We start from the raw sequence: 12,853 nt of genomic DNA on the forward strand, positions 1-12,853 counted from the left end.
CGGGTGAAGGGGGGTGAAGGGGACGGCGTGCGAAGCGAAGCGGACCGGCCCGACGCCGGCGCCAGGGCGCGCCAGCGGCCTCCCTCGAAGGCCGCCGGCCGCCGCCGGTCTGGCGGTGCAACGTCGGGCGGGCGGCATGACTATGCGGGCGCGAGAGAATTAAGTCGAATGAAACTTTTTTCACGATCGATTAAGTAAAGCTACATGGACGCGTCGCTGCTCCCCGCGCTCGAGGACGTGCTGATGGTGGCCCGGTCGGGCTCGGTCGCCGAGGCGGCGCGGCGGCTGCACAAGACGCCGTCGGCGATCAGCCAGCAGGTGCGCCGGGTGGAGGAGCGCTTCGGGGTGGCGCTGTTCGAGCGCGACGGGCGCGGCGTGCGGCTGAGCCCGGCCGGCGAGGCGGCGCTCGGCGCGATCACGCGGCTGTTCGACCAGGCGGAGGGGGTGTTCGAGCTGCTCTCGGAGCTGGCGGGGGAGCCGTCGACGACCCTGCGCGTGGCGGCGAGCGACTACCTCGGCAAGGGGCTGCTCGTGCCGGTGATCCGCCAGATGCTCGAGAAGCGCGCGCCGGTGCGGTTCGCGATCACGACGGCGAACTCGGTCGACGCCGCGCGGGGGGTGGAGCGCGGCGAGGTGGATCTGGGCCTCGCGTCGGCGTCCTCGGCGGGCGGCGATCTCGTGAAGCTGCCGCTGTTCGTGCAGCCGTTCCTCTGGGTGGGGCCGCGGCTCAAGGGCTCGGCGCCGGCGCTGCGCGAGCGGCTCCGGCACGAGCCGCTGCTCCGGCTGGCGCCCGGCAGCGTGGGGCGGCGGATGCTCGACGCGTACCTGGATCGCGAGCGGATCCGGCCCATCTCGACGATCGACGTGTCGAGCGTGTCGCTCCTTGTCTCGTACGTCTCCGGCGGGCTCGGCATCGGCCTCGCGCCGGCGCTCGCGCTGACCGAGGTTGCGCGCTCGCGGCTCGACGTCGAGGTCGCGGAGGTCGACCCGCTGCCCGTCGAGCTGATGACGCGCGAGAATTTCCGGCGCAATCCGATCGTCGAGCGCTTCGTCGAGCGGCTCGCCGCCGAGGGGCGCCGCGCGGAGCAGCGGACGCGCGCGCTCCTCGGCGGCTGACACCGCGCGAGGCGCGCCGCTTCTCGTCAGATCGACGGGGGCGCGACACGAGGGCTCGCTTCGTCGACCGGAGCGCGCGCCCCGGGGCGCCAGAGCGACGGTCGGCCTGAGTGGCTCCTCAGGGCTCGCGCGTGTTGCCGCGTGTGTCCTTCAGCATCACGTCGTGGACGCCGCCCTCGTGGATGCTCACCGCGGACGCGACGGTCAGGCGCGCGCGCATGTACAGGTCGCGCAGCGAGGTGGCGCCGCAGTTGCACATCGTCGAGCGCACCTTGGCGAGGGTGACGTCGAGGTTGTCCTTCAGCTTGCCGGCGTACGGCACGTAGCTGTCGACGCCCTCCTCGAACTCGAGCTGATCCTTCTTCTTGCTGGTATCGCCGTGGTCGTAGCGCTGCCAGTTGCGCGCGCGGTTGCTCCCTTCGCCCCAGTACTCCTTCATGAACTGGTTGTTGACGCGGACCTTGCGCCCGGGCGACTCGTCGAAGCGCGCGAAGTAGCGGCCCATCATGACGAAGTCGGCGCCCATCGCGAGGGCGATGGTGATGTGGTAGTCCTGGCTGATGCCGCCGTCGGAGCAGATCGGCACGTAGACGCCGGTCCGCTGGAAGTACTCGTCGCGCGCCTTGGCCACCTCGATCACGGCCGACGCCTGGCCGCGGCCGATCCCCTTCTGCTCGCGCGTGATGCAGATCGAGCCGCCGCCGATGCCGACCTTGACGAAGTCGGCGCCGGCCTCGACCAGGTAGAGGAAGCCCTCGCGATCGACGACGTTGCCGGCGCCGACATAGGCCGGCTTGCCGAGCGACTTCACGAAGGCGATGGTGTCGCCCTGCCACTCGGAGTAGCCGTCCGACGAGTCGATACAGAGCACGTCGGCGCCCGCCTCCACGAGCGCCGGCACGCGATCTCTGTAGTCGCGCGAGTTGATGCCGGCGCCGACGATGAGGCGCTTCTCGTGATCCACGTTCTCGAGCGGGTGCGCCTGGTGCGACTCGTAGTCCTTGCGAAACACCAGGTACTGGAGGTGCTGCCGCTCGTCGATGACAGGCAGGGTGTTGAGCTTGTGACGCCAGATGAGCTCATTCGCCTCCTGAAGATCGAGGCCGACCTTGCCGCAGTGGATCGACTTGAACGGCGTCATGATCTCGCGCACCGGCGTGCTGAGCGGCGTCTTGCCGAGCCGGTAATCGCGGCTCGTGATGATGCCGACGAACCTGCCCGTGGGCGTGCCGTCCTCGGTGATCGCAATGGTGGAGTGGCCCGTGCGATCGGTGAGCGCGAGGACGTCGCCGAGCGTCGCGTCGGGGCGCAGGTTCGAGTCGCTCACGACGAACCCGGCCTTGTAGTTCTTCACGCGCCGCACCATGGCGGCTTCCTCCTCGATGCCCTGCGAGCCGTACACGAACGACAGGCCGCCGCAGCGCGCGAGCGCGATCGCGAGCTCGGCGCCCGAGACCGACTGCATCATCGCGCTGGTGATCGGCACGCTGATCGTGAGCGGCGCGAGCCTCGGATCCGGCGGCGTCGCGCCCGGATCGGCCTTGAACCGGACGACAGGAGCCGTGAGATCGACGTTCGAGGGGACGCAGTCCTTCGTCGTCAGATTCGGGACGAGCAGGTACTCGCCAAACGTCCTGCTCGGCTCATCGTAGATGAATGCCATGTCGGCTCCTAGTGCAAGGATCCCCGGCTGTCAAACGCGAGCGACGCCGCTCTCCCGTGAAAATCGTGTAATATCGATGGCTTGCGGGGCAACGGCGGGCTCTGAAGGGCGGCGCGAGGGGCGAGGCGGCCGGGGCCCGGCCGCCCGCCAGCGTCGCGGCGAGGCGGTACAGGAGCCCGGGCGGATGACCGGGCTCCCTGGGGGGCGGAGCTAGAGCGGGCGCACCGGCAAGCAGAGATCGCAGCGGAAGGTGTTGGTCTTGGGATCGTGGAACTCGCCCTGGTAGAGCTCGAAGCAGGGCCGATGGTCGGGCTGATAGCCGCTCTCAGGGAGCCACTTCCCGAAGAGCTGGTCCCAGGCGGCGCCGATCGTGCGCGCGTCGCCGACCCACGCGCCCGCGGCGTACTTGCCGCCGGCGATGTCGGTCACGTTGACGTCGCCGTCCGCCTTGAAGTCCTGCGGGATCACGATGGCGGCGTCGAGGCGGCACTTGGCAGGCTCGGTGACCTTGGGGTTGTCGTGCGCGATGTTGAGGCAGATGCGGTCCGGGGTCCACAGATCGCGGGCGCTCGCCCAGCGGATGAGCCGTTGCCAGGCCTCGCCGACGCCCCCTTCCGGGCCATAGGGGCCGACGGTTCGGACATAGGCCACGTGGTAGCTCGGCAGGGTCTTCACGGTCACGTTCATGATCTCCTCCTCGTGTTGGCGGGCGTCCGCGCCCGACGAGGAGGCATCTTGGTCGGGCGCGCAGACCGCTGCTTTGCACGGATTGCGCTCGACTTGACCCGGCTTGCGATCCGCTTGCCGCGCGTTGCGCGCGTGCGCGGCGCCGCCGTTGCGCCAGGCGGAGGCGCTCATGCCGAAGCGCTCCTTGAAGGCGCGCGCGAAGGCGCTCGCCGAGCTGAAGCCGTTCTCGAGGGCGATCTCGAGGATGTCGGCGCGCGGCCGCTGCACGAGGTGGCTCGCCGCGGTCTCGAGGCGCGTTCTCTGGATGAACTCGCGAAGGTTCTCGCCCGTCATGGACTTGAACACGCGGTGGAAGTGAAACGGCGAGAACGCCGCCACCGCGGCCAGCGTGTCGAGGGAGAGGTCCTCGGCGCGATGGGCCTGGATGTAGTCGACCACGCGGTTGACCCGCCGCTCGTACTCGGCGCGGCTCCTGTCGGACGTTGCCACAGGCGGAGGGTAGCTGATGGCTGGTTGCAGAAAAAAGTGCCTCGGTGGCGACCGCACCCAGGTTGAGGTGGCGACCGCACCCAGGTTGCGGCGGCGACCGCACCCAGGTTGAGGTGATCGGGCAGAAGACGACCACACCCGGGTTGCTACCGACGACGGTCGAGGCCGGGCGACCTCACCCAAGTTGCGCGCACCCACCCAGAGCGCGCTCCTCGGTTTGTGTGAGCCGCAGGTTCCGCTATCCAGCCGATGCCGCCAAGGCTAGCAGCCGTCGCTGCGACAGCGGTCCAGGTGGCGGACCACGTGGCGGCCGCCACCCGTCGTACCCGTCGCGCGGGCATAAGTCATTGAAATGATTGATCACGATCTCTGGCACGGCATTTGTTCGTATGCCCAGGCCATGAGCCAGCCTCGTGAAATCGCTCCCGGCGCCACCTACCTCATCACCCGTCGCGTCCTGCGCCGGCATCTCCTTCTCCGCCCGGATGCTGCCCTCACCCAGTTCCTGGTCTACACGCTCGCCGTTTCGACCCGTCGATTTGGCATCGAAGTCCACGCTCTTTGCGCGATGTCAACGCATCTGCACCTCGTCGTGACCGATGTGCAAGGCGTTTTGCCGCGCTTCTTGCAGTTTTTTCACCGCATCGTTGCGCTTGGAACGAAGGTCCTCCGCACGTGGGAAGGACCGGTGTGGGACCACGAACCCACGAGCGTGGTGCGGCTGCTGACGCGCGCGGCTACGGTGGAGAAGATCGCCTACGTCCTCGCGAACCCCGTAGCCGCTGGCCTCGTCCGCCACGCGCACGAGTGGCCGGGGGCCAAGTCGGATGTGAGCGAGCTCGGCGGTGGCGCGCTCCGTGCAGCGCGTCCCTCCGTGTATCTTGATCCAGAGAATCGGCAGTGGCCGGAGGAAGCAACGCTTTCGCTCACGCTACCACCCGCCATCGAGCACGACAACGCAGAAGGCTTTCGCCGTGAAGTCGCGGCCGAGCTTGAGCGACAGGAAGCGCAGGCCCATGCGGAGTTGCAGCGGCAAGGGCTCCGATTATTAGGCAACAAAGGCGCCAGTACGGTCTCCCCTTACAGCCGCGCGACGAGCTTCGAGGCGCTGCGCGATCGCAATCCGACGTTTGCCGTCGGCCGTAACCAAGGCGATGCATGGCGAATCGCTGGTGCCGCTGTGCGAGCGTTTCGTGCATCATACCGTGCGGCGCTCGAACGATGGCGTGCCGGGGTACGAAGCGCCGTCTTTCCGTGGGGGACGTGGTGGATGCGCATCTATCACGGTGCCAACGTGGCGGACGTCGTGATCGCGATGTAGGCACCTCGGCGGTGCGTCACAGCGCCAGAGCAGGGCGGGCTAAGGCGCCGTCGTGGGGAAGGTCCGTCTGGGGAAGGTGAGGCGAGCGGGAGCGTTCTCGTGGCGCTGGGGATGGATTGCCGCGCTGGGCTCGCGCGAAGCCGGGTTAACGTTGTGGTCGGATGGGTCTGAGCGAAAGGCACCTTGGGTGCTGGTGAAGTAGACCTGCCCAACCGATGGAGCGATCCGGCTGGGGCCATTCGGGTTAGGTTCATGGCGGATGGTCGACCGAGCCAGGTCGTTTCAACCCGGTTCGACCGTCTTCAGCTGCCCCTCTTTACCTGGTCGGGCGGTCTCGGCAGCCCGCAGACCTCAACCTGGGTCAGGCCGCAGGCCTCAACCTAGGTCGGGTCGGGCGGTCTGGATTGGGTCGGGTCGAGCGGCGTCCGGCAGGCCGCAGGCCTCAACCTGGGTCGGGTCGTCTACTGGAGCTCCAGCTCGACGAGTCGGATCTCTCCCTCCAGGAACCCCGTCTCCCGGAAGTACGTCACGTACTCCACCCGCCCTCCTTCCCGCGCGAGCTCCGCGTGCACGAGGCCGGCATACGGCCACGCCTCCGGGATAGGCGGGACCTCGGCGGTGACAACCACCGCGCTGTCCGACCATGGCCCCTCCGGCGCCGGCGCCGTCCGGAGCGAGATCTCCGACGATACCGGCTCGCTGTACAGCGCGATGTACCTGCCGACGTGCTCGTTCCAATGCACCGACATCATCGGTGCCCCCGCCATGACCGGCTCCGCCTCCTCATGGCCCTCCACCCAGCGCCCGTCCGAGAAGAACCGCCACGCGTCGCGCTCCGTTGCCTCCGCGAGCGCGGCGCGCGCGACGAGGCACGGGCACGTGAGACCCGAGCACGCGCAGGCGTAGGCGTAGAGCATCCCCTCGCGGACGAGCGCCGCCGACGTGAGCGAGGGCTCATCCGCGCCGAAGAGGAGCGTCGGATCCGCAGCGCCCGGGCGTACCTCCGGGCGCGCGAGCGGCGCATCCAAGCTCTCCCAGACCGCGATCGACGAACCCCGCATGTCGAAGTCGAACACCCCGAGCCGCCCCGTCACCTTGCTGTAGAAGACGAGCGCACGGCCGGTCGCCTCGTCGACGACGATGGGGCCCGGCCACAGCGCATAGCGGGCTCCGCAGTCCTCCTCGCACGTCTCCTGCGCCCGAGGGTCGGAGTGCGCGAGGTTGAACGCGAGCTCCTCCTCGGTGAACGGGAGGAACTCCCGCGGCGCGCCGGCCGCGTCGAGCGGCTCGGTGAGCGACGAGAGCCCATCCGACGCATCCAGATCGTCGGTCGCGCAGAAGGTGCTCGACCTCCACAGCGCTCCGTCTTCCCCCGGCATCTCCAGGGTCGTGTCGCCGAACACCCACACCGAACGGTCGCCCCACCGCGCGCTGTAGCCGCCGTCCCGCCCTCGAATCGCCGGGGCAAACTCCAGCGCACCCAGGTCGCGCACCGCACGCACCGCTGCCTCGGGCGCGTCCCCGCCACACCCGGCGCACAGGAGAGCGAACCCCGCGGCTCCCATGGTCCTTCGATAACGCATGCGCGCGAGGGTACCATGGGGAGCCAGAACGCCGCCGCCGTCGGCGTCGCTCCGCCGCCGGACCACACGCGACCGCGGCGCCGACGGTCCGCCGCGCGCGTGAGGGCTCTGGCGCGGAGGACGGCGGCGATCCGCAAAAGGCGAGGGGAGCTACTCCGCTGCTCGGCTCACGGTCCGGAAGACCACGATGTCTCCGCCGCTCTCAGATCTGCCGGCAGGCGGCAGCGCAGCGGCGGCACTCGTCAGCGCACGTCTTCATCTGCGTATCACCCGTGAGCTTATCGCAGCTCGCCGCGCACTGTTCGCAGAGGCTCGCGCACACGCTCATCATCTGGGTGATCTGCGGCGAGCTGCGCAGGAGGAGCTTCGACGTCGCCTCGCAGATGTCGGCGCAGTCCTGGAGCAGCCGCATGTGCGGGGCGCTCACGTGAGAGCCTCCCATCTCGAGGCAATACTGCGCCGCGTGCGTGCAGATCGAACCACAATCCTGGGTGAACCGGGCCACCTCCCGGAACGATCTGTCCCCCGGAAACTTGATCATGAGAACCCCCCTTGACCCAACTGGCCGCCTCTCGCCGCGAGTAAGCCTCGCGACAAGGCGGCAACTTCGGTATCTGGAGGGTGCATGGATTCGATGGCTTTCGCATGTCGGGCCATCCCGCATATAGGCCTCGGAACAGCGACCGACGCCGAGACCGCCGTGCCCTGAACGCCCCTCGCGAACAGCCGGGACGCCGCGAGGCATGCGCGAACGCCTTGCCCGAACGGCTGTTCCCGCCCTGGTCGCTCTCTCTGCGCGACAGCGCGACACCACGACACGCTAGCTCGCGATCGACGCCCGGACGTCGACGGTCAGATCGGCGAACCGCATCGGAGCGGCTGGATCGAGCGGGGTGGCGGTCCGTCAGGACGGTGCCTGAACACTAGCACCCAGGCGCGCGGCAGATACCCATCTTCAGGCGGGCGATCTCCTGGAGCTCCTCGGCGATCTCGAGCGTGCGCATCGCGGCGGCGCGCGCGAGCGCCTGGGCCTCCTCGGTGACCGCGAGGCGCGTGAGGAGCCGCCGGCCCATCTCGTGGTGATGGCCCTCGTCCGGCTGGATGACCTCGCGGTAAAGGCGCGCGGTCTCGGCGTCGCCTTGCGACTCGCAGTAATCGATGAACGCCTGGTTGTGCACCTTCGCGAGCGCCTCCCGCGTGAACTGGCCCGCTGCGACGCGCTCGACCGTGGAGCCGAGCCCCTTCAAGTACCCGAACATCGGCGTGGGCGGCCCGAACTTCGCCGGGATGGCGGCGGGGTCGACGCCGAGCGCGCGGAGCCGCTCGGCGATGAGCCGGTAGTGCCTCGCCTCGTCGCCGCACTGGCGGGCGAGGGCGAGCTTCACCTCCACGTCGGTCTCGGTGGTGAGCCAGAGCGCAGCCTCCTCGGTCGCCTCGAGCTCCTTCTTGAGCGCGGTCGCGAGCAGTGCCGGGACGCCGACGCCGCTCGCCGGCTCCGCCGCGCGGGCCACTGCGCCGATGTGGGCGAGGCGCTCACCGACCTTGCGGTCGAGCTCGTCGAGGAATTCCTCTGGCTTCATGCGGGACATGATGGGCGCGCCCCGTGCGGCGGGTCAATAGGCCGCGCTTCCGGCGGCCAGGGGGGTGTACCCTCCTCGAATGGCCTGGAGCTTCCTGCCGTCGTGGATCGATCTCGAGTCGGTCTCGATCTCGTTCGACCTCCCCGCTCGCGCCGTCCTGAGGCGCACCGGAATCGCCGCGCTCGCCACGTCGAGCGCGACGGCGCTCCGCCTGACGCTCGCGCCGGCGCTCCTGCGGATCACCTTCGAGCCGTACCTCGTCATCAATCTGCCGCCGCCGCTCGGCGACATGGGGCTTCAGCAGGTCGAGTACGACTTCCGTTCAGGCGCGATGACGCCCAACGTCTTCTACACGGGAGGGCTCGTCCGGGTCGGAAAGGGATCGGCGGAGGACGAGGCGCGCGCCTTCATGCGCGGACTGGTCACCTCGACGCCCATGGCCATGCCCCCGTACGACCCCACAAGCGATCCCGATCTCGTCGTGACGGTGCGTCAGGTGCTCTCGAACCTCGAGGCCGGCGGCAGCACGGCCGTGCGGGGCGCCCGCTTGTCTGCGCGGCTGACGCTGCACCAGGAGCTCGCGGGCGGGGTGGGCTCGGATGGGTTCCGCATCCCGGCCGGCGCGACCATCGCGGCCAGCGTCGATATCGAGGGCACCCGGCAGGAGATCGAGACCGCGCCGCGCGTGCAGCGCATCGAGGTCGACTGCTCCTCGGCGGTGCTCCACAAGGGGGGAGTCGACCAGGCCGACGTCCGTCGCTTCGTCGTGAAGCGCGGCGGCGAGATCGCCGTCGAGCGGGTCGAGCCGCTCGGCGCGGCACGAAACGCGGCGGGCGCCGAGTCGCTCGTGCGCCTGTTCAGCGCCCTGGTCGCGGGCGGCGGCGTCGCGCTCGACCCGCAGCGCCTCGGGCCGAGCGTCGTGGAAGGGCTCGTCAAGGAAGAGATCGCGCGCGCCCTGCGCCCCGCGCTCGTCGAATGGGTGCAGCAGAACGCGGACGTCGTCGTGGGGATGGACCTGCGGCAGGTGCTCGGGATACCGGCGGCGGGAGGCGACGTGGCATGACGGCGGGGAGCGTGGGCGCTCGGAACGTGCGCGCCGCGCTTCTGCGGGCGCCGAGCGCCGGAGGGGTGTTATAAGCTCCGGAATGCGACTCTCCGCGATCCACATCTATCCCGTCAAAGGTTGCCGGGGCCTCGCGGTCGACGCGGCCGCCGTCGACGCGCTCGGCCTCGCGGGCGATCGGCGGTTCATGATCGTCGACCCCGAGGGAAAGCCCCTCACGCAGCGCCCGCTGCCGCGCATGGCGCTCATCGAGACGCAGCTCTCCGAGAGCGCGCTCACGCTCGGCTTCGCCGGCAGGCCGCCGATCTCCGTGCCGCGCAGGGCCGAGGGCGCGCGCCTGCTCACGGTCGAGGTCTGGAGCAGCAGCGGCCTCCTGGCCGAGGATTGCGGTGACGAAGCCGCCGCGTGGCTCAGCGGCGTCCTGGATCACCCGGCGCGGCTCGTCCGCATCGGCGAGGCGTTCCGGCGGCCCGTCCTCAAGGCCTCGGTGGCAGGCCCGGAAGACGTCGTGTCGTTCGCCGATGAGTTCCCGCTGCTCGTGATCTCCGAGGCCTCCCTCGCCGATCTGAACGCTCACCTCGAGGGCCGGGGCGCCGCGCCGTTGCCGATGGATCGCTTCCGGCCCAACCTCGTCGTGAGCGGCTGCGCTGCCTTCGACGAGGACCGGTGGGGCCGCGTCCGCATCGGAGACCTCGTGCTCCGCGCCGGCGGCCCGTGCGCCCGCTGCGTCGTCACCACGACCGACCAGCGCACCGCGGAGCGCGGCCCGGAGCCGCTCCGCACGCTGGCCACGTACCGGCGCGACGCGCAGAAGCCCAGCGACGTGAACTTCGGACAGAACTACATCCAGGAGACGAAAGCCGGCACGTTGCGCGTGGGGGACGAGGTGACAGTCGTGTGACCGAGCGCCCGAACGGCTGCTGCATGGCGGCTCCTCAGGTGTCGCGGCGGCTGCGGGGAGGGGATGCGGCGGGCCTGCCTGCGCGGCGCGGATCGCAGCGCGGTCGTGATACAAAGGGCCCATGAAAAAGCACGCGCTTCGTTCATGGATCGTCTCGCTCGCCATTGTGACCCTGCTCTCCTTCGTGTCGCTCGGCAGCGCGTACGCCGGAGAGGCGGAGAAGAAGCTCGCCCTGGAGCTCACGCACCTCGTGATGCCCAAGGACGTCTACAATGCGCTCCTCGATCAGCTGATGACCAACATGGGAGCCTCGATGCAGCAAGCGGGCGCGAAGATCTCGCCCAGGGACGCCAGCAAGCTGAAGGCGGTGGTCGCCGAGGTGCTGCCGTACGACGAGCTCGTCCAGTGGAACGTCGAGATCTATGCGGGGAAGTTCACCGCCGATGAGCTGAAGGAGCTCATCAAGTTCTACGGGACCCCGGTCGGAAAGAAGGCCGCGAAGCTCCTCCCGGAGATCAGCGGCGAGGTGGGGAAGAAGGTCGGGACGGTCATCGTCCAGCGGATGCCCGCGGCGATGAAGAAGGCCGGGATCCAGTAGAGGGCGCGGCGCTCGGCGGTGCGCTCCGCGCGCTACCGCCTCTGGGCCAGGAAGCCGGCGATGGCGTCGAGCAGCGCCCGCGGCTCGTCAGCGCGCACCCAGTGGCTGCTGCGCTCCAAGATGCGTAGATTCGCGCCCGGGATGAGCCGCGCTATCTCCTCCGAGAGATCGAGTGGGCAGATCCAGTCGTGTCGGCCGGCGATGACGAGCGTGGGCACCGCGATCTCGGGGAGGCGCGGCGTGAAATCGAATCTCCGCATGAACCCCTCCAGGCCGACGTTCCACGCGTCGACGCTGTAGATGGTGCGCGCGCGGGCCTCGGCCGCCTTGTGTGGATCGAAGGTGGTCGAGTAGAGCGGCCCCAGGATCTGGAGGAGGTCGGCGAACCGCTCGTCGCTCTCGATCTCGCCGGCCCAGAGGCGCTCGCACGCCGCTCTCTGCTGCTCCGTGCCTCGCTCCGCGACGATCCGCTTCGCCCGGTCGATGAGGCGATGGCTTGGCGCCGTGGCCACCAGGATGAGATGGGAGATGTTCCGCTGGTATTCGAGCGCATAGGCCATGGCCACCATGCCGCCATAGGAGGTGCCCATCACCACGATACGATCGAGGCCGAGGTGCAGGCGCAGCGCCTCCATGTCCTCGACGTTGTTCTCGAGCGTATACGTTTCCTTTGGCCCGCGCGCGGAGCGGCCCTGTCCGCGATGATCGAAGTAGACGAGCTGCGCCTGGTCGGCGAGCGGCGTCATCCCGCCCTTGTGCGAGGAGTGATCTGCGCCAGGTCCGCCATGTACGACGAACATCACCGGCTTTTCGCGCATCCGCGGGCCGTCGGGGACGAGGCCCATGCCCTCGATGTCGAAGTAGAGCTCGGTGTCTCGGATCCTGGCGCGCACCGCGTCAGGGTATCCGATCGCGGGGCGCGCTGGCGCGGGCGTGGGGTGCGTAAGGAGTAGCAGTGGAGGCGCAGCTTGTTGCCGGGGCAGCAGGGGTCGCCGGGGCGCTGTCGCGGCCGGTCGCCGTCAGGCAACGCCGTGTCGGGCCAGCCAGTCGAGCTGGCGCTGCCAGGCGTCGGCGGCGGCTTCCGGCCGGTAACTCGGCCGGTAGTCGGCGTAAAAGGCGTGAGGGACGTCAGGGTAGACCCGGATCTCGGAGTGCGCGGCGCCGGGCGCGCTGGCGGTCTCGGAGGCGGTACGGAGCGCCTCCTGCAGCGCGGTGACCGTCGGGAGGGGGATGCCCTGGTCCTGTCCGGCATAGAGGCCCAGCACGGGCGCCTTCAGCGCGCTCGCCACGTCGATCGGGTGCTTGGGCTGGGCCTCGGTCCGATCGCCGGTCAGGCGTCCGTACCAGGCCACCGCCGCCTTCAGCGCCGGGTTGTGCGCGGCGTACAGCCACGTGATGCGCCCGCCCCAGCAGAAGCCGACCGCGGCCGCCTTGCGGACGTCGGCCTTCCCGGAGGCTTCGGCGAAGGCCACGCTCGCATCGAGGTCCGAGAGCACCTGATGGTCGGGCACGCGGCCCGCCAGAGCCCGGAACTCGTCGACGGTGCGGAGGTGGCTCGGATCGCCTTGCCGAACGAACAGATCCGGGGCGAGGGCGTAGTAGCCGCGGTGCGCGAAGCGACGGACCACGTCGCGGATGTGCTCGTGGACGCCGAAGATTTCCTGGATCACCAGCACCAGAGGGAAGGGGCCACCGGAGGCGGGGTAGGCGCGGTAGCCGGGGAGGTCACCGGCGGGCGCGGGAAGGGTGATCGCGCCGGCGATGAGTCCGGCGTCGTCGGTATGGACGGGCTTCGGAGCGTTGCTCTCGGCGATGGGGGTGGAGGCGGTCATGGCGGGCGATCAGCAGCCTC

At 69.6% G+C, this 12,853-nt stretch carries 12 protein-coding genes; 5 read left to right on the forward strand and 7 right to left on the reverse strand.

The window, feature by feature from the left end; genetic code table 11:
- Positions 1-204: 204 nt before the first annotated feature.
- The gene (locus WME97_RS00490; protein ID WP_437548553.1) at positions 205-1,116 is read left to right on the forward strand and encodes a LysR family transcriptional regulator; all 912 of its coding nucleotides are present in this window, start codon (positions 205-207) and stop codon (positions 1,114-1,116) included.
- Between the two features lie 118 nt (positions 1,117-1,234).
- On the opposite strand, the gene WME97_RS00495 is transcribed toward WME97_RS00490, so the two are convergent.
- Both WME97_RS00495 and WME97_RS00500 read right to left on the reverse strand, forming a co-directional pair.
- Positions 1,235-2,779: an IMP dehydrogenase gene (locus tag WME97_RS00495; RefSeq protein WP_437548554.1), complete on the reverse strand. Its 1,545-nt coding sequence runs from the start codon at positions 2,777-2,779 to the stop codon at positions 1,235-1,237.
- Between the two features lie 210 nt (positions 2,780-2,989).
- Positions 2,990-3,955 (reverse strand): AraC family transcriptional regulator, encoded by a 966-nt coding sequence (locus WME97_RS00500; protein ID WP_437548556.1) that lies wholly within the window; start codon positions 3,953-3,955, stop codon positions 2,990-2,992.
- A 400-nt stretch (positions 3,956-4,355) separates the two neighbouring features.
- Here WME97_RS00500 and WME97_RS00505 point away from each other — a divergent pair, with 400 nt between their 5' ends.
- Complete coding sequence (locus WME97_RS00505) at positions 4,356-5,276, forward strand: transposase (RefSeq protein ID WP_437555674.1); 921 nt, start codon at positions 4,356-4,358, stop codon at positions 5,274-5,276.
- 461 nt (positions 5,277-5,737) lie between these two features.
- Here the strand turns inward: WME97_RS00505 and WME97_RS00510 are convergent, their stop codons facing one another.
- The 3 genes from WME97_RS00510 to WME97_RS00520 all read right to left on the reverse strand — a co-directional run bounded on the left by WME97_RS00510 (position 5,738) and on the right by WME97_RS00520 (position 8,439).
- Positions 5,738-6,859 (reverse strand): DUF4185 domain-containing protein, encoded by a 1,122-nt coding sequence (locus WME97_RS00510; protein ID WP_437548558.1) that lies wholly within the window; start codon positions 6,857-6,859, stop codon positions 5,738-5,740.
- A gap of 202 nt (positions 6,860-7,061) precedes the next feature.
- Positions 7,062-7,400: a four-helix bundle copper-binding protein gene (locus WME97_RS00515; protein WP_437297157.1), complete on the reverse strand. Its 339-nt coding sequence runs from the start codon at positions 7,398-7,400 to the stop codon at positions 7,062-7,064.
- 382 nt (positions 7,401-7,782) lie between these two features.
- Positions 7,783-8,439 (reverse strand): ferritin-like domain-containing protein, encoded by a 657-nt coding sequence (locus WME97_RS00520; protein ID WP_437548559.1) that lies wholly within the window; start codon positions 8,437-8,439, stop codon positions 7,783-7,785.
- Positions 8,440-8,518: 79 nt separating this feature from the next.
- Between WME97_RS00520 and WME97_RS00525 the strand changes: the two genes are divergently transcribed.
- The 3 genes from WME97_RS00525 (at position 8,519) to WME97_RS00535 (ending at position 11,001) form a co-directional block, all read left to right on the forward strand.
- Positions 8,519-9,502, forward strand: a complete 984-nt coding sequence (locus WME97_RS00525) for a hypothetical protein (RefSeq protein WP_437548561.1) — start codon at positions 8,519-8,521, stop codon at positions 9,500-9,502.
- Positions 9,503-9,584: 82 nt separating this feature from the next.
- Positions 9,585-10,403, forward strand: a complete 819-nt coding sequence (locus WME97_RS00530; RefSeq protein WP_437548563.1) for an MOSC domain-containing protein — start codon at positions 9,585-9,587, stop codon at positions 10,401-10,403.
- Between the two features lie 121 nt (positions 10,404-10,524).
- Positions 10,525-11,001 (forward strand): DUF2059 domain-containing protein, encoded by a 477-nt coding sequence (locus WME97_RS00535; RefSeq protein WP_437548565.1) that lies wholly within the window; start codon positions 10,525-10,527, stop codon positions 10,999-11,001.
- A gap of 32 nt (positions 11,002-11,033) precedes the next feature.
- On the opposite strand, the gene WME97_RS00540 is transcribed toward WME97_RS00535, so the two are convergent.
- Both WME97_RS00540 and WME97_RS00545 read right to left on the reverse strand, forming a co-directional pair.
- Positions 11,034-11,894 carry an alpha/beta fold hydrolase gene (locus tag WME97_RS00540; RefSeq protein ID WP_437548566.1) on the reverse strand — a complete coding sequence of 287 codons (861 nt, stop codon included), beginning with the start codon at positions 11,892-11,894 and terminating at the stop codon, positions 11,034-11,036.
- Between the two features lie 126 nt (positions 11,895-12,020).
- Positions 12,021-12,833, reverse strand: a complete 813-nt coding sequence (locus WME97_RS00545; protein WP_437548568.1) for a dienelactone hydrolase family protein — start codon at positions 12,831-12,833, stop codon at positions 12,021-12,023.
- Positions 12,834-12,853: the final 20 nt, after the last annotated feature.

The organism is Sorangium sp. So ce367, from assembly GCF_051520455.1.
GTDB classification, from domain to species: domain Bacteria; phylum Myxococcota_A; class Polyangia; order Polyangiales; family Polyangiaceae; genus Sorangium; species Sorangium cellulosum_B.

Excerpts from the sequence above, each read along its gene's own strand:
- WME97_RS00530 (WP_437548563.1), top strand. The coding sequence starts at position 9,585 with ATGCGACTCTCCGCGATCCACATCTATCCCGTCAAAGGTTGCCGGGGC.
- WME97_RS00505 (WP_437555674.1), top strand. The coding sequence starts at position 4,356 with ATGAGCCAGCCTCGTGAAATCGCTCCCGGCGCCACCTACCTCATCACC.
- WME97_RS00495 (WP_437548554.1), bottom strand. The coding sequence starts at position 2,779 with ATGGCATTCATCTACGATGAGCCGAGCAGGACGTTTGGCGAGTACCTG.
- WME97_RS00545 (WP_437548568.1), bottom strand. The coding sequence starts at position 12,833 with ATGACCGCCTCCACCCCCATCGCCGAGAGCAACGCTCCGAAGCCCGTC.
- WME97_RS00490 (WP_437548553.1), top strand. The coding sequence starts at position 205 with ATGGACGCGTCGCTGCTCCCCGCGCTCGAGGACGTGCTGATGGTGGCC.
- WME97_RS00525 (WP_437548561.1), top strand. The coding sequence starts at position 8,519 with ATGGCCTGGAGCTTCCTGCCGTCGTGGATCGATCTCGAGTCGGTCTCG.
- WME97_RS00510 (WP_437548558.1), bottom strand. The coding sequence starts at position 6,859 with ATGCGTTATCGAAGGACCATGGGAGCCGCGGGGTTCGCTCTCCTGTGC.
- WME97_RS00515 (WP_437297157.1), bottom strand. The coding sequence starts at position 7,400 with ATGATCAAGTTTCCGGGGGACAGATCGTTCCGGGAGGTGGCCCGGTTC.
- WME97_RS00520 (WP_437548559.1), bottom strand. The coding sequence starts at position 8,439 with ATGAAGCCAGAGGAATTCCTCGACGAGCTCGACCGCAAGGTCGGTGAG.
- WME97_RS00535 (WP_437548565.1), top strand. The coding sequence starts at position 10,525 with ATGAAAAAGCACGCGCTTCGTTCATGGATCGTCTCGCTCGCCATTGTG.